The 20,500-nt window shown below is 35.1% G+C and carries 17 protein-coding genes; 11 read left to right on the top strand and 6 right to left on the bottom strand.

Annotated features, from left to right (window positions below):
- Positions 1-100 precede the first annotated feature (100 nt).
- The 9 genes from AC6CHV_RS23610 (at position 101) to AC6CHV_RS23570 (ending at position 14,830) form a co-directional block, all read left to right on the top strand.
- The gene (locus tag AC6CHV_RS23610; RefSeq protein ID WP_440274491.1) at positions 101-457 is read left to right on the top strand and encodes a putative zinc-binding protein; all 357 of its coding nucleotides are present in this window, start codon (positions 101-103) and stop codon (positions 455-457) included.
- Between the two features lie 104 nt (positions 458-561).
- Positions 562-981: a universal stress protein gene (locus AC6CHV_RS23605; protein WP_341332557.1), complete on the top strand. Its 420-nt coding sequence runs from the start codon at positions 562-564 to the stop codon at positions 979-981.
- Positions 982-1,412: 431 nt separating this feature from the next.
- A complete protein-coding gene (locus AC6CHV_RS23600) occupies positions 1,413-2,891 on the top strand; it encodes a SulP family inorganic anion transporter (protein ID WP_341332556.1) in 1,479 nt (492 codons plus the stop codon).
- 120 nt (positions 2,892-3,011) lie between these two features.
- Entirely contained in the window at positions 3,012-3,542 is a 531-nt protein-coding gene (locus AC6CHV_RS23595; RefSeq protein WP_341332555.1) for a CBO0543 family protein, read from the top strand.
- A 245-nt stretch (positions 3,543-3,787) separates the two neighbouring features.
- Positions 3,788-5,467 (top strand): PAS domain S-box protein, encoded by a 1,680-nt coding sequence (locus AC6CHV_RS23590; RefSeq protein ID WP_341332554.1) that lies wholly within the window; start codon positions 3,788-3,790, stop codon positions 5,465-5,467.
- Between the two features lie 32 nt (positions 5,468-5,499).
- Positions 5,500-8,481 (top strand): EAL domain-containing protein, encoded by a 2,982-nt coding sequence (locus AC6CHV_RS23585; protein WP_498079779.1) that lies wholly within the window; start codon positions 5,500-5,502, stop codon positions 8,479-8,481.
- Between the two features lie 104 nt (positions 8,482-8,585).
- Positions 8,586-10,691 (top strand): EAL domain-containing protein, encoded by a 2,106-nt coding sequence (locus tag AC6CHV_RS23580; RefSeq protein WP_498079778.1) that lies wholly within the window; start codon positions 8,586-8,588, stop codon positions 10,689-10,691.
- 24 nt (positions 10,692-10,715) lie between these two features.
- Positions 10,716-13,952, top strand: a complete 3,237-nt coding sequence (locus AC6CHV_RS23575) for a response regulator (protein WP_341332551.1) — start codon at positions 10,716-10,718, stop codon at positions 13,950-13,952.
- Between the two features lie 17 nt (positions 13,953-13,969).
- Positions 13,970-14,830 (top strand): CheR family methyltransferase, encoded by an 861-nt coding sequence (locus AC6CHV_RS23570; RefSeq protein ID WP_341332550.1) that lies wholly within the window; start codon positions 13,970-13,972, stop codon positions 14,828-14,830.
- Between the two features lie 46 nt (positions 14,831-14,876).
- Here the strand turns inward: AC6CHV_RS23570 and AC6CHV_RS23565 are convergent, their stop codons facing one another.
- The 3 genes from AC6CHV_RS23565 to AC6CHV_RS23555 all read right to left on the bottom strand — a co-directional run bounded on the left by AC6CHV_RS23565 (position 14,877) and on the right by AC6CHV_RS23555 (position 16,967).
- Positions 14,877-15,344 carry a hypothetical protein gene (locus tag AC6CHV_RS23565; protein WP_121447149.1) on the bottom strand — a complete coding sequence of 156 codons (468 nt, stop codon included), beginning with the start codon at positions 15,342-15,344 and terminating at the stop codon, positions 14,877-14,879.
- Between the two features lie 118 nt (positions 15,345-15,462).
- Positions 15,463-16,038, bottom strand: a complete 576-nt coding sequence (locus AC6CHV_RS23560) for a hypothetical protein (protein WP_341332549.1) — start codon at positions 16,036-16,038, stop codon at positions 15,463-15,465.
- 119 nt (positions 16,039-16,157) lie between these two features.
- Positions 16,158-16,967: an EcsC family protein gene (locus AC6CHV_RS23555; protein ID WP_341332548.1), complete on the bottom strand. Its 810-nt coding sequence runs from the start codon at positions 16,965-16,967 to the stop codon at positions 16,158-16,160.
- A gap of 349 nt (positions 16,968-17,316) precedes the next feature.
- Here AC6CHV_RS23555 and crcB (AC6CHV_RS23550) point away from each other — a divergent pair, with 349 nt between their 5' ends.
- Complete coding sequence (crcB, locus tag AC6CHV_RS23550; RefSeq protein ID WP_341332547.1) at positions 17,317-17,703, top strand: fluoride efflux transporter CrcB; 387 nt, start codon at positions 17,317-17,319, stop codon at positions 17,701-17,703.
- Entirely contained in the window at positions 17,700-18,056 is a 357-nt protein-coding gene (gene crcB / locus AC6CHV_RS23545; protein ID WP_341332546.1) for a fluoride efflux transporter CrcB, read from the top strand. The genes crcB (AC6CHV_RS23550) and crcB (AC6CHV_RS23545) overlap by 4 nt, the downstream gene beginning before the upstream one ends.
- Before the next feature lie 40 nt (positions 18,057-18,096).
- On the opposite strand, the gene AC6CHV_RS23540 is transcribed toward crcB (AC6CHV_RS23545), so the two are convergent.
- The 3 genes from AC6CHV_RS23540 to AC6CHV_RS23530 all read right to left on the bottom strand — a co-directional run bounded on the left by AC6CHV_RS23540 (position 18,097) and on the right by AC6CHV_RS23530 (position 20,464).
- Positions 18,097-18,660, bottom strand: coding sequence for an FAD-dependent oxidoreductase (locus AC6CHV_RS23540; RefSeq protein ID WP_341332545.1), 564 nt, complete (start codon positions 18,658-18,660; stop codon positions 18,097-18,099).
- Positions 18,661-18,822: 162 nt separating this feature from the next.
- A complete protein-coding gene (locus AC6CHV_RS23535; RefSeq protein ID WP_341332544.1) occupies positions 18,823-20,028 on the bottom strand; it encodes an MFS transporter in 1,206 nt (401 codons plus the stop codon).
- Positions 20,029-20,044: 16 nt separating this feature from the next.
- Positions 20,045-20,464, bottom strand: a complete 420-nt coding sequence (locus AC6CHV_RS23530; protein ID WP_341332543.1) for a MarR family winged helix-turn-helix transcriptional regulator — start codon at positions 20,462-20,464, stop codon at positions 20,045-20,047.
- Positions 20,465-20,500: the final 36 nt, after the last annotated feature.

Genomic DNA, 20,500 nt, shown 5'->3' with positions numbered 1-20,500 from the left:
AGAATTTATTGCAAAAATCTAAAAATGGTGATGTTCCTCACAGAAAAAGTAAGGTAAATAAACTAAAATAGATTCCAATTATAAAGGGAGGGAATAGAGAGTGGAAAAAAAGAAATTACCTTTAGTGTATTCTTGTTCAGGTTGTTCGTCCGCTGCACAAACAGCAAATACAATAGCTATAAAGATGGATCGAGAAAATATAGCTGAAATGTCTTGCATTGCAGGTGTAGGCGGAGATGTAAAACCACTTGTAAAAACAGCAAAATCAGGAAGGGATATCATTGCGATTGACGGTTGCCCACTGGCATGCTGTAAGCATATTTTGGCTAGACATAACATCGAGACTAAGCATCATTTTGTATTAACAAATTTTAATGTTCCCAAAAAACAACATGAAGATCCGGACCCCCGACTAACGTTAGATACTTACAATAAGATTTTGGAGATAACTAGATAAAAGTCCTATAGTAATTTCAAAGTCGTAAAAAAATTAAAGTAATAAAGGAAAATGTGTATATTGTAAGGAATTATATAAGAGAGCATTAAATAGGGAGGTCAATTATGTACAACAAAATCCTATTAGCTGCAGATGGTTCTGAGCACTCTATACGTGCGTCCGAAAATGCAATAATGCTTACAAACGGAAAATCTCATCCTAAAATTGAAATCGTATATGTAGTCGATCACAATAAAGTCAAATCCGATGTATTAGAAAATTGGAATGCTCCGGATATAGGTGATAAACGAAGATTCCGATTAAGAGAAATAGAACAATTAATGAGGAAATCAGGAGTTTCTTATGAAATAACTTTTCTCCATGGCGAACCAGGACCTACTATTGTAAATTATGCGAATAAAAATCAGTTTGATCTTGTCATCATTGGAAGCAGAGGATTAAATGTGCTACAGGAGTTTGTACTTGGAAGTGTTAGTCATAAAGTTGCCAAGCGTGCAAATTGTCCAGTGCTAATTGTAAAGTAAAATTGAGTAAAGGCAGTCAGTGCTTTATAAAAAAGAACTGACTGTTTTTTTATTTGGTACTGCACTAAAAACTACCATATAGAATTAAGATTTTTATTAAGTCACAGTGAAAATGAGAGAAAACAGTAGAATAAGGAAGATGGATCAATATGTTTGCGTTTACATAACATTTTCACAAATTAGCAATAATCCGCTATACTATGATTTGTTAAAGACGGACCCGACTTTCATGAGAGTTGAAAGTCATTAGAAAGCGAAGGCAATCATTTTGAGACAAACGGACTGATATGAACCTGAAGGAGATAAGGAAATACGGCGAGGAATCGGGCCGATGTTAGGCTTTGTGTACGGAAGGTAAGAGGAGTCTTGATAGTAGCTACTTGCTAGAGCTAGACAAAAAAATGATAAACAAAATAGAAAGAGGTGCTGATTTGAATATATCAACATTTAAAACTGAATGGTTTGGCAATGTGCGAGGAGATATCATGGCAGGGATTGTTGTTGCACTTGCTCTAATTCCTGAGGCAATTGCCTTTTCACTGATTGCAGGAGTAGACCCCATGATAGGGCTGTACGCCTCATTTTGTATTGCAGTCACAATTGCGTTTGTTGGAGGAAGACCTGGTATGATTTCTGCAGCAACAGGTGCAACTGCATTGTTAATGGTAACATTGGTTGCAGATTATGGACTCCAATACTTACTTGCTGCAACGATTTTAACGGGGATTATCCAAATTATCATGGGTGTGTTAAAGCTTGGAAGACTTATGAAATTTGTCCCTCGTTCAGTTATGACTGGTTTTGTGAACTCACTGGCAATCCTTATTTTTGCAGCTCAATTACCGCATTTTGCTGGTGAATCATGGCAAATGTACGCAATGGTAGCGGGGGCATTAGCGATAATTTATATCTTCCCGCGCTTTACAAAAGCTGTTCCATCACCATTAGTGGCGATCATCGTTATGACAATAATTGCAGTATTAACCAATAGTGGAGTACGTACAATAGGAGATATGGGGGAACTACCATCAACATTACCGATCTTTTTACTACCTGATATTCCATTCAATTTTGAAACATTAAAAATTATTTTCCCTTATTCTTTATCAATCGCAATTGTTGGATTAGTGGAGTCTTTACTAACAGCTACGATTGTTGATGATATGACAGATACAGAAAGTGATAAAAATAAAGAAGCACGTGGGCAAGGGATAGCAAATATCGTTTCTGGTTTATTTGGCGGAATGGCAGGTTGTGCAATGATTGGACAATCTGTGATTAACGTTAAATCGGGTGGTCGTGGAAGGCTTTCTGCGTTTGTAGCCGGATTGTTTTTAATGGTCTTAATCTTAGTACTTAAGGACTTCCTAGTTCAAATTCCAATGGCAGCCCTTGTTGGGGTGATGTTCATGGTTTCAATCGGAACGTTTGACTGGTCTGCATTACGTACTCTTCATAAGGTTCCAATCACGGATACTATTGTTATGATTGTTACAGTGATCACAGTTATACAGACACATGACCTATCAAAAGGTGTTTTAGTTGGAATCATTTTGAGTGCAATTTTCTTTGCTTCTAAGATTTCAAAAGTAAAAGTTTCAAGTCTTTCAGCTAAGAATTCGCAAAAGAAAATGTACCATGTTTCAGGGCAGTTGTTCTTCGCTTCTGTTACTGATTTTGTTAATAGCTTTGATTATAAAGAAGATGTAAAAGAAATTGATTTAGACTTATCAAGTGCTCACCTTTGGGATGACTCTGCGGTAGGGGCAATTGATAAAGTCGTCTTTAAATATCATCAAAATGGGACTAAAGTAAACATTAAAGGATTAAATACAGAAAGCAATAAATTAGTTGAGAAGCTTGCAGCATACAAGACACCAGGTGCTCTTGAAAAAGCAGGAAATCAATAAGGTAGGGGAAACACGCAGTCTCTTTGGCAGCGTGTTTTTTTGTCTATAAAGAATAGTATTAGGAAACAATAGAATGTGATTTCAAAATTTTTACAGTTAGAGTAACTGAGGTGCCTTTTTGTGAATGCAATTTATGGTTTAATTTGGCTAGCTGCGTTATTTATTTGGGGAGATTGGAGAAATTATAGAAAATACTATCCAACCTACCTCTTTTTCCTATTGGGGGATTTTCTTTATTTATATTTATTATCTGACAAGTTTGCGATGTGGACATATACCCCTCAAGGTGTTGATGAGGGAATTGGACTGACCAACACACATATCGTTCTTTCAATTATGGCCATAAAATACCCTGCAACAATCCTCATCTTTTTAGGAAGATACCCTGAAGAACGATCATGGATAAAACAATTTATTTATATCTTATTATGGGTAGGCATTTATGCTGTGAATGAAGCTGTGGATTTATTTGTTGGACTTATAAGACATGATCATGGTTGGAGCTTGGGATGGTCAGTATTATTTAATCTTGTGATGTTCTCCATTCTTCGTTTACATTATGTACGTCCTTTTCGCGCCTGGATTGCCTCACTCATATTTATCCTCATACTTTGGAATATCTTTGATGTCCCTTCTTCGGTATTTCGATAAAACTAACATATATATATCACCTACTACTGAATGATCCTTAGTAGTATTTTTTTAACCACTTTGATGTTCCGATTAGGAAGATAGGAATACCTTCCTATTGGAAATAAGAATGGGTTCCTATATGAATAAGAATAGATGGTGATACATTATTTTTACAATTTCCGGCAAAATAGGTTTACAGATGAAAATAACAAAAAAGCACTTTAGGACAAGTTGTCATTATATAAAATATGGAGAAAATGAACATGAATCTTACCAATATGTTTGAACAAAAAAGCATTAGTAATTTAATTAATCTTGTAGCAACAGCATTTAATAGTTTAAAAGATATCCTATATATTCTGCAAGTTGATCATTCTCAATTTACATATTTATATGCTAACCAAGCAGGATTATCAATTCTTAATGCTGATGAATCATTATTTGGGAAAACGATGGATGAATATTTGCCAAAAGAAAAGGCGCAATATTTGAAAATATTTTACAAAAAGGCAGTCTTGTCTAAAACAGTTGTGACATTTGAAGACGAGACTATACTTCCAAATGGCCAAATCATGTTTAATGAAACTGTGCTAACTCCTGTTATTGACGGAGAAATTGTATATCTTGTTGCAATCGTACGCGATGTTACTGATAAAACATTAAGAGTAAGGGAACTTCAACAAGCAAAAAAAGTATTGGAAGAGAATAAGCTAATGCTTGATTCTCTCATCGCGAACAATGTGGATGCAGTACTTATGCTTGATACAAATGGGATCATTCATGAGTTAAATGATGCAGCAGAGAGCATTATAGGATATAAACCAAGTGAACTAATTGGCGCTCATTACTCGAAAATAATGACACAAAAAGAATATAAAAAAATACAAAAGATTATTCAGCATGTATTAGGAGGAGAGTCTTTTTCTTACGAAACGAAACTTTCCCATACAAACGGCAATGAAATCCATGTCAAAGTAAAAAACATACCAATTACGATTGACGGAACATTGACAGGAATTTATGGGATTGTGAAAGATATCAGCGCAAACAAAAAAGCTGAACAAGCACGAAGAGAAAGTGAAGAAACCTTTCGGATCATTGCAGAGAATTCTGTTGACATTATTAAAGTACTTACACCAGATGGAAAAATCACTTATGTATCTCCTTCGATTGAGGATATTTTAGGATACTCTGCACCAAAAATGATTGGTAAATCATTTATTGAAACTATACATCCTGATGACAGAGAAAAAATGAATGAAGTTTATCTAAATCTGATTGAACTAAAGGAAAATGTTGACATTGAGGTAAGGCGTAAACACCAGGATGGGCATTTTATATGGTTACATTCAGACTTAATACCCGTATTGGACTCAGAAGGACAGCTTGAAAAAATAGTTGTGATTTCAGGGGACATTACTGAATACAAAAGAAAGCTAAAAAAGTTAGAAAAACTGGCCTATTATGACCATTTGACGGGTCTTCCTAATCGGAGAATCTTCTTAGATCGGCTCCAACAATCTATGTATACAACAGATCGAAAAGGTAATTTAACAGCATTACTGGTTTTAGACTGTGATGCTTTCAAACAAATAAATGATAATCATGGACATGATACTGGAGATGAAGTGATTAAAGAATTCTCCAAACGTATACGTACAGTGATTCGCGACACGGATACACTTTCACGAGTGGGTGGGGATGAATTTACAGTCGTTCTTCCAGAAATAATAGACGAGCAGCAAGTGGTAGATATTTCAAATCGAATTTTGAATGCAGTAAGACAGCCTATCGAAATAAAAGAACACGTGCACAAAATCACAACTAGTATCGGTATTTCTTTTTATCCACTACATGGAACGGTTGCTGATGAGTTGTTTAAAAAGGCTGATGAGAATCTTTATAAATCCAAATCACTTGGGGGAAATATATTTTCGTTATAGAAAGATAAGCCATCGTTAAAAGGGGGATAAAAATGGCAGGACTATCTTTTTTTAAACAGCTTACAAAGCTTTCAAATGTGGACACAATAGTATCTAAAACAATGAATCAAGAGATGGAGCATGATTTATCATTATTAAGAGAACTAATTAATAATCATCCACATGCTGTTCTGGCTTTTGATGCAAATGTGAATTTATTACATTACAACCCTTCAGCAGTAAAAACATTTGGTTACAAAGAAAAGGAATTATCTCAAAAGTTAAAACAATATTTTAACGATAATGACAAATACAAAAGAAATAAACATTTTCAACGTGCTTTACAGGGAAAAGTACAAAATTATCGAACAGCTGTTACACATGCGAATGGAGAAAAAATTTATATTGATGTTAATCTAATCCCAATAAATAATAGTGCTGGGAACACAATCCTAATTTATGCAGTGGCAAAAGATATTACAACATATGTTCAACATGAAAAAGAATTAGTTAGAATCAAAGGAAGCCTTGAATTAGCACAAAAAGTCGGTGCAATTGGCAGTTATGATTATGACGTAATTGAGGATGAAGCGTATTGGTCAAATCAGATGTATGTCCTATTCGGTATTGAAAATACAAAAGGGTTTGTTCCAACATTTGATAGTATTACAGAACTTGCTCATCCCGATGACCGAGAAAAGTTTAAAATAGCTATTCTATCTGCTATAGAAGAAAAAAGAAATCTAAGTTTTGAATTTAGGATTCTTCGTAGCGATGGGACTACGATACATGTATATAACCAAGCAGATGTAATCTTGGACGAAAATAAGAAACCCGTTCGATTTATAGGAACTGTTCAAGATATAACCAAAAGAAGGACAGCAGAACTAAAGCTGAAAGAAAGTGAAAATCGAATCGAACATATCTTTGATAATTTGGAAGTAGGTATTTGGTCTTTAGATATAAAAAATGGTGAATACAATCTGGTCTCAAAAGGCTTTGAGGAGATAACTGGGTTTTCTCCTTCTGATATAGGGAATCGGATTACCTGGGATTCACTAATCCATCCAGACGATTATATGGAATATCATGAGAATCAACAAAAAAAATTAAAAGGTGAAAATCTCTATCATCAATATCGAATCGTTCATAGAAATGGAGATATTGTCTGGATTCAAGATCAAACATTACCGGTTCTTGATAAAAATGGTGAAGTAATTAGGATTGATGGGATCGTTTCAAATATTACAGAGCAAAAAGAATTTGAAAAGAAAATCCAATATCTAGCTTTTCACGACTATTTAACCAAACTACCAAATCGGATGCTTTTTGAAAATAAAATAAATGAATTAATTTCAACTTCAAACCAGGTTAACAAACATTTTTCAATTTTATATATAGATTTGGATCGGTTTCGAAATATCAATGAATCACTTGGACACCAAATTGGTGACAAATTGCTTTTTGAGTTTAGCCAAAGAGTGAATATGTTAATGAATAAAAACACGTTATTTGCAAGACTAGGTGGCGATGAATTTGGCATTATTTTATGGGATTATGAAGATTCAGACTACCCAATTAAGGCTGCTAAGATAATCATTGACTGTCTTGACCTACCATTTGAAATTGAAGATTTCGAATTACTTATAACGACAAGTATTGGAATAAGTACATTTCCTGAGAATGGAAAAAACATAGAGGAATTAATAAAAAATGCCGATGCGGCTTTGTATAGGGCAAAGGCTAGTGGTAAGAATACGTATCAAATTTATTCTTCCTCATTAAGTATTAATTCTTTCAAACAGTTTTATCTTGAAAGGGATTTAAGAAAATCGATTGAGAACAACCAATTAGTCGTATATTTCCAACCAAGGGTTGATTCAGGTTCAGGTAAAATTGTAAGTGCAGAAGCTTTAGTTCGGTGGGAGCATCCGGTATGGGGACTTGTATCTCCACTTGAATTTATTTCACTTGCAGAAGAAACAGGTTATATTAATGAAATAAGTGATTGGGTATTAGACCAAGTGTGTCAAAGTATCACCAGATGGGAAAATAAAAATTTGGAAGTTGTGCCTATTTCGGTGAATATATCACCGCAACGGTTTTTAAAAAATGATTGGAAAGCAAGGTTGGTTTTTATACTGGAAAAAAACAATACAGACCCAACTTTACTTGAGTTTGAAATTACGGAAACAACCATGATTAAACATGAGGAAGCAGTTAGATTGGCTTTACAATTTATGAAGAGCATGGGGTTTAAAATTGCTCTAGATGATTTTGGTACAGGCTATTCCTCTATCACTTATTTAAAGGATTACCCTATTGATACAATTAAGATAGATCAGTCCTTTACTAAACACATTGCAAAGACAAATAATGTTGAAACGATTATTAAATCTCTTATTTTTATGGCGAAAGGTTTAGACATGAACGTTGTAGCAGAAGGTGTGGAAACAATCGAACAGCTATCATTCTTAAGACAACAGGAATGTCGAGAAATTCAAGGGTATATCTTTAGTAAACCAGTACCAGAAGAGACCTTTCAAAGTTTATTAAGAAAAATGATTTTGAAACCAACCTTTAATAGTGATACCGCAAAATTCCCGAATAGAAGGCGATATTACAGAATTAATCTTTTGTTTCCACTAAGTTCACAAATGACGTTAACCACGATACTTGGAAATCAGGTTAGATTAGGAAATACAGAGATTCTAATTGAAGACATTGGGCCAGGCGGGTTACGATTTTTATCAACTATCCAGTTACCTGTACGTCCTGATATTACCTATCAATTCAATACTAAAATTATGGGTGAAATCATTACCTTAAATGGTCATGTTGTTTGGAAAGAAGAGGTTAAGGGAATCTTCCAGTATGGGCTTAAGTTTATTATGGATGAGACTCAAAGAGATGCGCTCGTAAAGTTTTTAAATCATTTCTCTCTACAATTGCGTAATAACCCATTTGTACCAAACTGTGATTTTGTGAAAGACGAAAAGATTTGTTATTTACTAAGAGCAACCTCAAATGAGTAAAGAGGTGCTCTCTCTTTTTTTAGATATGGAAAAAACTAGTCCATTTTACACTTAAAATAAACTCCACCCAAAGATATAGGTATGATATCCTATAACAGGAGTATATGGAAAATATCAGGGGTGGAGTAATGGCAGATATTGAAAAAATAAATATTCTCTTAGTGGATGACCGTCCAGAGAATCTATTAGCCTTGGAAGCTATAATTGAAAGGGAAGATTATAACTTAATCAAAGCTTTTTCTGGGGAAGAAGCTTTAAAGTATCTATTAAAATATGAGTTCGCAGTCATTTTATTGGATGTTCAAATGCCAGGAATTGATGGGATTGAAACTGCGAAAATAATCAAAGCACGTGAGAAAACAAAAAATATTCCACTTTTATTTATAACGGCTAATAACATGGACTCGGATCATATTTTTAGAGGATATTCGGTTGGGGCAATTGATTATATACTGAAGCCTGTTGACCCAATAGTATTAAAGGCAAAGGTTGATGGCTTCGTTGAAATATATACAATAAAAAAGCAACTTATGATACAAACAGAATTACTAGAAATAAAAAATAAAGAAATTGAATTTATGGCTTTGCATGATTATTTAACGGGTTTACCAAATCGAAGAATGTTCCAGGACGAACTAACTGTTTGGGTAAAGGAATCTAAGAAAAGAAACCAAGCAATCGGAGTTGTTGTTTTAGATATTGACTACTTCAAATATGTGAACGATTCACTTGATTTTAATACAGGTGATCGAGTACTAAAGGAAATTGCGAAACGATTGAAAGCAACTGTAAGGGAAGGAGACTTTGTTGCTAGATTTGGCGGTGATGAGTTCTCCATTATATTACCTAATACAGATCGTGAGGAAACATTAGAAATTGCTACAAAAATTAATGTTGCTTTTAATGAGCCACTATACATTGATCACTATGAATTGTTTTTCACAGCAAGCGTTGGATTGAGTATATTTCCATATGATGGAGAAGACCCGGTAACACTTGTGAAAAATGCGGGTACAGCATTGTTTCGTGCGAAGGAGCAAGGAAAAAACAATTATAAAGTGTATCACTCCGGGATGAATCTTCAGTCTTATCGGACGTTTATCATGCAAAATGATTTACGTAAAGCCATTGAACGACAAGAACTTTCAATCGTTTATCAGCCTCGTATGGAACTTGAAAATGGCAAGATTAAAAGTGCCGAAGCCTTATTGCGGTGGGAGCATCCAAAATGGGGAATATTGTCACCAAGTGAATTCATTCCATTAGCCGAAGAAACCGGGCAAATCATCGAGATCGGTGAATGGGTTCTTACAACTGTTTGCAGCCAATTAAATGAATGGAATAAGACAGAATTGTCTTCAATTAGAATTGCAGTTAATTTTTCAGCCCAACATTTTTTGCAAAAAGATCTAGTTGATAAAATCCAACGAATTTTATCTGAATACAAGGTAAGTCCTAGTTTACTAGAAATTGAGATTACTGAATCGGTAATACTGGGGAATGAGACAGTGATTTCTAAGACTCTTCATCAATTAAAGGATATGGGGATACAGGTAAGTATCGACGACTTCGGGACTGGCTATTCGTCTTTAAGCTATTTGAGACGTTTCCCAATCCATGCGTTGAAAATCGATCGGACTTTTATTCAAGAAATATCTAGTGACTCTCCAAACGATACTGTTTTAACTGAGGCTATCATTTCATTAGCACATAATTTAAATATGTCCGTAATAGCCGAAGGTGTAGAGACGGAGAAGCAAATGTCAGTTTTAAGGCAGTTAAAATGTGAAGAAATTCAAGGATACTTATTAAGTACACCATTAATAAAAGAAAAATTCGAGGCATTTCTTCTAGGCCATAATGAAATTGACTTTATTTCTGAAAAGAGAATAACTTCATTATTCGATCAAAAGAAAATCGTTTCTGAACCTTTCAATGAACCTGAGACAATTCATAAAGAAATTACAGGCACAATTCAGATTACAAAGGAAGTCTTTGGACTCTCATCAAGAGAAGTAGATGTTTTTGAATTACTGTTAACAGGATTAACTAATAAGGAAATCTCTGAAAAATTATTTATTAGTGAGCACACCGTGAAAAATCACATTACAAGGATATTCCAAAAAATGAATGTTACTGATCGAGTTCAAGCAATTGCTTTAGTATATCAAACATGTTTTGAAATCAGTGATTCAACGATCAGTAAATAAATGTGACATGAAAGGAATCCATTCATGAAATTTAGAACAAAATTATTATTAGGCCTAAGTACACTACCAATTTTACTTGTTGTTCTCATAGGTATTGGCTGGGCTCAGATCTCTGGTCTTAATAAAATGAGCACATCAATACAATCAAACTATGAACTAACTATACTAGCAGAAGATATTCATCGGGATATTAAGGACGAAGGGATTCGACTGCGAAATCTTGTTTTGTTTAATGATGAAAAAATGATTCAACAAGAACTGGCAAAGTTGGAAGAAGAGAATCAATCCATTGTAGAAAATATTACTTTAATTGAAGAAAAGGCTATTACTGCAGAACAAAAAATTTTAGTAAAGAAACTTATAGATATAAATAGTGACTTTAATGTTTATCAGAATGAGCTAATCAAATTGGTCAATGCCGGGAGTAAGATTGAAGCTCTAGATTTAATTGATGAGAGTTCAAACGAACTACATGAAGATTTTTTTACCATTCTTTCAGATATAACTGAATCTTTTGAAGTAAGTATGGAATCATCTTTACATGATAGTGTTTCAGAGTTTAAGAATGAGCTTGTCATTAGTGCAATAATTATCATAATTAGTGTCATTTTAATCATGGGTTTTCTTGCTAAAAGTATTTGGACACTATCAAATAGGTTAAATAAAGTCTCTGCTGTAATGAAAGAGGTGGCAAACGGTAGTGCCGACCTTAATACAAAGGTTGAGATTGATTCAAGTGATGAAATAGGTGATGTCGCAAACTCATTTAATATAATGACAGATTCCTTACAACAGCAAATAAATAGAGAACAAGAATTGGCCTGGTTGAATTCTAATATTGCGGAAATCACGACGAGCCTAACTGGAATAAACGATTTAGAAACGTTAGCACAAACTTTCCTTTCTAAGACAGTTCCTTTAGTTGACTCTAGCCATGCTGTATTTTATGTCAAGGACATTGAAATCGATGATGATGAGGAAGCTCGTTTTAAACTGCTCGCATCCTACGCTTTTAAGGAACGAAAGAGTTTCTCCAATACCATTCGATTGGGCGAAGGACTTATTGGACAAGCTGCCCTTGAAAAATCTCCGATCATTTTAACAAATGTCCCTTCAGACTATGTACGGGTAAGTTCAGGGTTAGGAGAAGCTTCTCCTTTAAATTTATACGTATTGCCGATTGTTTTTGAGGGGGATGTAAAAGCAGTCATCGAAATTGCATCTTTCAAATCATATAGTAAGACTCAACAAGATTTCCTAGAAGAGCTAATGAATGGTCTGGGAATAATCATTGAAAGTGTAGTGGGAAGAATTAGGCTAGCTAAATTATTGGAGGAATCTCAAACATTAATGGAAGAGATTCAAGCACAGTCTGAAGAACTGCAAGCGCAGCAAGAGGAACTTAGAGCAACTAATGAAGAGCTTGAGGAACAGACACAAGCTCTTCGTCAATCTGAGGAAAAACTCCAAGTTCAGCAAGAAGAGCTGGAACAAACAAACGCTGATCTTGAAGAAAAAGCGAAAAATCTAGCTGATCAAAATAAGAGATTTGAACAAACAAATAAAGAGGTAGAGGCCGCAAGAGCAGAACTCGAGGAAAAAGCAAAACAACTTGCATTGAGTTCAAAATATAAATCTGAGTTTCTAGCAAATATGTCTCATGAATTAAGAACACCATTAAATAGTTTACTTATTTTATCTAAACTCTTATCGGACAATACAGAAGGAAATCTATCTACTAAACAAGTAGAATATTCTAAGACCATCTACTCAGCTGGAAATGATTTATTAGCATTAATTAACGATATTTTAGATTTAGCAAAAATTGAATCAGGAAAAATGGAAGTAAATCCTAGCAAAATAACAATCGATGATTTAGCTGATTACGTTGAAAGAAGCTTTAGACCAGTTGTAAATGAAAAAGGTCTACAATTTTCAATCAATGTAGAAAAGGGTCTGCCACCTTTCCTTTATAATGATGAACAAAAAATTCAACAGGTACTGCGAAATCTATTATCAAATGCTTTCAAATTCACCCGAGAAGGAGAGATTAAACTAGATATTTCCTCTTACCTAGAAGACAATAGCAATCCTGCTTTTTCTTTCTCAGTAATCGATAGTGGGATTGGAATTCCGACTGAAAAGCAGCAACTTATTTTTGAAGCATTCCAGCAAGCAGATGGTACTACGAGCCGGAAATATGGCGGAACTGGCCTAGGATTATCGATCAGTAGAGAAATTGCTGCATTGCTTGGAGGCAAAATAGTCCTCCAGAGTGAAGAAGGAAAAGGAAGTACATTTACATTTATTGTTGGTGATTTTCAACATGAAATTGATCTTCAAAATGCTATAAACGAGGTTGCGGTATCTACCGAAAAGCCAATTTCAATCCTGACGAGCAGTGTTGAAACTTCTGTAGGATTTAAAGAAACTCCAAGTGTTGATGAAAATAGTCATATTAAGCGGCTTTTAATCATTGATGATGATCTGCTACAACGAAATACCCTTATGGAGTTTATAGGGAATATGGATGTCATAATTAAAGCAGTATCGTCAGGCTATGAAGCGATTGAAGAATTAAAGGTAAATTCGTTTGATTATCTTATATTAGACTTGGGATTAAGAGATACAAACGGTTTTGATTTATTGGAGAAAATAAAGAATTCGCATCATCATGAAGATGTAAAGGTATTCGTTTATACAGGGCGTGACTTATCATCAAAAGAGGAAATTTTCCTAAATAAATATGTTCATCGGATAATCATTAAGGATGAACACTCTCCGCAAAGGTTGAAGGAAGAAATTTCATTACTATTAAATTGCAACGAATCAATGAATGAAATACCGGAGATGCCTTCAACTAGCTCTGTTAAGGATCAAACAGGACTACTCGGTAAGAACATCCTTCTTGTTGATGATGATGTACGAAATGTATATGCGATTTCAAGTATTCTTGAAATGTACGGTATGAACGTAACCTTTGCTGAAAATGGGATTGAAGGAATTGAAGTATTGCAGCAACAACCAGATACTGACCTTGTATTAATGGATATTATGATGCCTGAGATGGATGGATATGACGCGATTAAAAAAATTAGAGAGAATCCACAATTTTCTTCCTTACCTATTATTGCGCTGACGGCAAAAGCAATGAAAGAAGATCGTGAGAAATGTATGGAGGTAGGAGCATCTGATTATATTGTGAAACCAATTAATCCCGACCAACTGATTTCTTTAATAAAGGTTTGGTTATATCAATAGAAGGGACTCTTTAGACTATGAATACTCAATTTGGTGCAGTAAATCTTGAGACAAAGGAAAGCTCAGATCTTGAAAAGATTGAAATTGAATTACTGCTAAACGGCCTATATCAGTGGTGTGGGTATGACTTTCGGAGCTATGCTTACAATTCGATAAGAAGAAGAGTTCAGCATCGATTAGAGGCAGAAAAGCTTTCAAGTATAACAGGGCTACTTGAGAGGATTCTTCATGATCCTGCCTGTTTGCGCAGATTGATAGCCGATTTCTCGATTAATGTAACAGAGATGTTTAGAGATCCTTTATTCTTTTTAGAATTTAGGGAAAAGGTTGTCCCATTATTGCGAACATATCCTTCTATTCGTATCTGGCATGCGGGATGTTCTACGGGTGAAGAGGTATACTCAATGGCAATCCTACTTCTTGAAGAGGGGCTCTATGAAAAGACCAAAATTTATGCGACAGATATTAATGCGGATGTATTAAAGATTGCCAAATCAGGTAGATATCCGTTAGAGAATATGAAAAAGTACACAACGAACTATTTGCAAGCGGGTGGAAGTAATGCTTTTTCAGACTACTATACAGTTACAGATAATGGCGTAAAATTTCATTCGCACCTGTCTAACAATGTCGTATTTGCACAGCACAATTTAGTAACTGACCAATCATTTAATGAGTTCCACGTCATAATGTGTAGAAATGTCCTCATTTATTTTAATAAAGAATTGCAAAAGCGGGTTCATAATTTGTTCTATGAAAGCTTAGCAATGTTTGGCATTCTTGGACTTGGAGACAAGGAAACGATTTATTATACGGACAAAGACAATGATTACGAGGAAATCAGTAAAAAACAAAAATTGTATAAAAAGGTAAAATAAATGGTAAAGGTTGCTGTTAACACTCAGCAACCTTTTGTTATATGTATCACACGAGAGCGTCCTCTTTACCAAAGGTTAGGATGATTTTTCTTATGAGAAAGCCAACGATTAGCCCAGGAATTACACAGATCATTGGGAAAAATACAGGTCCAAATGTAATCCCCCAAAAAATAGCTTTAGGCGCGACCATTAAACCGACCGTAACAAAATAAGCACAAAATGCAAATGGCAAAAAGGAATAAGGAGCTTTTCCACCACCTGCTTCTTTAAATGCATCCCACATGGCAAAAAAGTACAAACAGGGATAAAACATGAGCCATCCATAATTAGTGGATTCAAGTGCTTGTTGTGTTTCACCTAAAAAGCTAAGCATGATGACTTCATTGAAATTTGCAAGGGTATTGACCAAGAACTCTAAGAAAATAAAGGTTAGACCCTTTACATATTGTTTATTTAATAATTGTCCGAACCCTGGTAATGCAATACTCCAAAATATACGTTCTACAGCTTTCACATCGTTTTATCCACCACACTTCAGTTCGCTATATATCTATTTTCTTATATTTCCCAGTTAATTATTCATTTTATTTCAATGAAAAAGCACCTGTTGATCAGGTGCTAGGAAAAGCTTACTACATATGCTCGTTTGGTGGTGCAGGCATTCCGTGAATAGAGTTTCTGTCAAAGTCACTTGGTGTATGCTCTTTATTAGAGGCATACTGATTAGTGTCTATATTAACTTCCGATTGAACCTGTGATTGTTCGACTTCTTGTGAGTAAGTCGCATTGTTTACATTTGCACTATTTTGATATTCATTGTAGTTTTGTTGAGCATTAATTGTTTGGTTTTGGTAATTTGGGTATTCATTTTGAAGTTGGTTTATTTGATTTTGAGATTGAACTGGCTCTATTTGATTCTGTGGTTGCTGTTGGGGTGTATTTACTTCCTGGCCTGTAGGGGATTGATCTTGACTTTGCAATTGTTCTGTAACATGTGTAATGGCATCTACAGGTGAATCGGTTATTTTGTCAAAGAAACCTTTACCCTTATCTGGATTTGAAATTATCCCTAGTGCCCCTAAAAGCCCTAATATTGCAGTCACGTATGTTTCCCAGGCTGTTAAATCAATTTGCGCACCTAAGTCCTTAAATACCATATATAAAATCGATGCAAGAGAGACCCATAATCCATAATTTTTCCATTTCATAAGTTGAAAACTCCTTTGTGTTAGTCTCTTACATAACTTATTCGATTAATATGAAAAATGTGACCGCCTAGAACCAGTTAGTCTTTATCACGAAAAAAAACCCCCTAAAAAAGGGGATTTTAAGATGTTGGAGTTTCATCTTGTAATCTTTCTAGGATTCTTCTTTTACGGTATAACATATTTCCAGTCTCCGTGAGATCTTGAATCATTGAGCGATTGGAAATAGCTCCAAAAAGAATCCCTGCAATTGGTATCATTTGAAAAAGTTTTTTCCACCCAAATGAATCGCGGTAGGTATACACTACCTCACGCCAACCTTGGAGTTGTGACATCATTTCATTCGAAGAATTTCTGCCTTGGTAAAAGGAGGAAAGTTCCTTAAGAATTGCCTGCTTACCAACTACATCTGCAGAAGAGAACTGTAAACATTTAATGATAAATATTCGCTCATTTTTTTCTTTTGGGTCAAACCCATGGATTATCGCAATTTCTTGAAGTGTTTTTAATGACATTCCAAGTATAGCAGGGATATCAACGGCAAGTGTAAATATTCCGCCAACACCGGTCGTCGCTCCTTGCAGAGTGGCCACTTTTGCCCATTTTTCGGAATGCTCTTGACTGGCTTCGATCATGTTGTGAAGCGGAATTTGTTCGATATCTGTAATCTTTTCAATGGGGGTATTTGCTTTTTTTTCGATTAAATTAAAAATAGCTTTTTCCTGAATCAGATATTTTCCACCGTTTTGTATATAGCTTCCAATTTCATCAAGAAGAATACCGATTTTCTCATGGATGAATTTTGGTGTTAGTTTATCAAGGAGTTTAAAAGGAAGTCGACCAATTCGTTCCCAAAACCATAAACCACTCTGGTCTTTTTCCCATGCTTCTATTTTTTTTAGTTCACTTTCGAGTATTTGTTTAGATTCCATTTGCATTCCTCTTTCTGGTTTTATCCTCTTATGTATTACGGTTGTACGTAAAAATAGTTTCATGAAATGAATATTAGATATGTGTTTCAAGCAAAAGCAATCTGCCGCTCTTAAAAGAGACTAGAGGGAACTAAGCTTCCTAAAAGGAAGAAAGTAATGCCACTCCAAACGGTTTCGAATGGTATTAACCTCCTAAAACCAGGAAAGTGATGCTACTCCAAACGGTTCGAATGGTATCAACCTGCTAAAAACAGGAAGATACATGTTACTCTATTCCAATTCAAATCACCACCGCCTTTCCAACATAAAATGCTATAATAATTTAATCAGAAATAAGGACAGTGATTGGATGAATATACTATTTGTAATGATTGGTGGATTTCTGGGGGCTTGTTCCCGTTATTTAATTGGAGAATTGGTGCCTCCAACTAGAGGTTTTCCGATTGGAACTCTATCTGTTAACTTAATCGGATGTCTATGCTTAGGATGGTTGTTAACTTATATCACTAAACAAAAAAATATCAGTCCAAAAATAGCATTGTTGTTTGGTACAGGTTTTATTGGTTCATTTACAACATTCTCCACTTTCTCAGTAGAAGTTGTTCAATTAATGGAGGAAGGGAAATTTGGTCTTTCCGTTTTATATGTGTTAACGAGTCTAATAGCTGGAATTATCTTATCATTTTTGGGTTATCGGTTGGCTAAAATAAGTAAAATGGGTGAAGAATCGCAATGATACTTGTTGGAATCGGTGGAGCAGCTGGAGCTGCATGTAGATACCTCGCGGGAATATGGATTGGAAAAATAACTGGTAATTCATTTCCATATCCAACTTTATTCATAAACATCTCTGGATCATTACTTTTAGGAATTTTAACTGGCCTTAAGCTAATTCATACAATACCAGAGTGGAGTTGGTTATTATTTGGAGTCGGCTTTTGTGGGGCATTCACGACATTTTCTACATTTGGCTATGAAGCTATTCAGTTATTTCTTTCAAGACAGAACAAGAAAGCATTCTTATACATATTAGCATCAGCGATACTATGTACCATATCGTCCTATGTAGGTATTCTCATCATTATCTAAAAAGCCAGGAGATATTATTCACCTGGCTTTAATTAGCATGTTATTTTTTCAACACGTCATGGTCAACATAACGCTCACCATTGATTTCACTGATGATATTAATCGCAACTTTAGCACCGTCGCCAGCTGTAATTATTGTATGAACACTTACACCTGCACACGTACCAGCAGCCCAGATTCCCTCAACATTTGTTTTACCAGATGCATCCACATCAAGAACTGTTTTGATACGAGGCTCCGTGCCTTCTTTAGTGGCAACTCCTGCAGATGCAGCTACGTCCGTTAAAGCCCCAGTAGCAAAAACTACGTATTTTCCTTCGTAATCACCGTTATCAGTAACAATCTTAAAACCGTTTTCAGTTTTTTCAATAGAAGTCACAGGCTGTTGAACAACCTCAGCACCAAATTTCGCCGCTTGTTTTTGGCCAATTTCAACTAGTTCAGGGCCTTCAATTTCCATAACGCCATAATGGTTTTCAACCCAAGCACGCTTGGTCATACCTTTATCACTATCTAAAAGTAATGTTTTCTTACCAGCCTTTGCTGTAAATAAAGCTGCACTTGCGCCTGCAGGACCAGCGCCTACTATAACAACATCAAACATTGTTCAATCACTCCTTATGTAAAATAGTATTCAATCATAATTATACCCATTAACATCATGTCAATCTAATCATCTGCTTAAGTTTAAATTACATCATCTCTAGATCAAAATTAGAAAGGACAGAAAGGAAAAATCCCTTCTATCCTAGATGGATGCTGATGTTTAATTATAAGTTTGTTCCGTTTGTACACCAAATTTCGATCTACGATCATGAAGAAAATAATAGAGTATAATCCCGAATATCACATAAAAGGCACTAAAGAAATAGAAGGTGCCGAGTCCGATTTGTGCGCTTATAAGGCCTACAATTGATGAGCCTAAACCAATTCCAGTGTCAAAAATGGATAAGAATGTAGCTGTTGCTGTTCCTCTGCGCGTAGGGGCTGCAGCTTGAACAGCAATTGTTTGGAAACTTGGGAATAATGTTCCCCAGCCTAAACCAATTAAAGCAGCAGCAATTAAGAACATCAAGGAAGTTGATGAAATCCCAAGACACAACATTCCAATAGCAAACACTACAATCGATGGATAGACAATTTTATTTGCTCCATATTGATCAAACCATCTTCCAGTGAAAGGTCTAGATACTAATAGTACAATGGCATATACCACGAAAAAGAAACTTGAAACCTCAAATAATCCAATTTCTTGGGCATATACTGAAACGAAAGATAAGAGTGAAGAGTATACAATCCCTAATAGTCCACCGACAATGGAAATTTTTATCGCAGGAACCTCAAACAGATCCCCGAAAGACAATTTTGTTTTTACTGTTTTTTCTTTTAGTAATTCTTCATGTGCTCTTTCAGGAACTTTTACAAAATAGCCTGTTACCAACGCAAGCATCGAACAAATTGCTCCAACAATGAATACGCTATTCATTCCGGATTTATTCAATAGTGTTAGCCCTAAGAATGGACCAATAACCATTGCTAAGTTGTTTGACATAATAAAATATCCCATGCCTTCTCCTTTTCGAGAATCGGGGATAACGTCTGCAACAATTCCTCCAGCAGCGGTTGTTGCCATTCCGAATCCAATTCCATGGAATAAACGTAACAATAAAACAGAGTAGATGGATGGAGTGAAGAAATAGAATAGCGATGAAATCATAAAGATAAGTAATGAAAGAGTAAGGACATTCTTTCTACCAATGGTATTTAACCATCGACCCGCAAAAGGACGGACGATGATAGCAGAGAATAAAAATACAGTAATCATGAGTCCTGCTTCTAATTCATTTCCGCCCAAATCATTCAACGTGTATACCGGTAATGAAACCAATAAATAGTAAAACGTCAAAAATACAAAAAAGTTACTAACCGAAAGATTAATAAAATCCTTCGTCCAAAGTTTTTGTTTCCCCATAGTTTCCCTCCTGGTGTTAGTTCTTAATCTGACAGAACCAATGGTTTAAAAGGTGATATACCTGATTCTGTAATTCTGTTGGGTAATTTTCTAAGAGCTTTTTATTCATTTCGATTATAGCTTGTTCCCATTTTGGATACTCAGTTAGTGCCTTTTTCGTTAATTCAATTTGCTTAGTACGCTTGTCAGTTCCTTGAACCTGTCTGACATATCCAAGTTTAACTAGCTTTTGTATATTTCGTGTCATCGGCGGTGCCTCAACAGTTAAGTAGTCACATAGCTCAGATTGTGTTAATGTCCCTTTTGTTTTTAAAACAAATAAAACGGACCATTGTGCGCCAAATAGTCCGAAGGGTTCTAAAGTTTCATTTACATGTTTAGTAAGCTGTCGTGATAACTGATGAACTGCGTGAAATAGAGTATGTCCAGTTTGCATATAAACACCTCTGAATATTTCTTTATAATTAGTTAC

It is taken from the genome of Ferdinandcohnia sp. GQ5, assembly GCF_059759275.1.
Note: the sequence above shows the minus strand (reverse complement) of the source record. Positions and strands in the feature narration are given on the sequence as shown.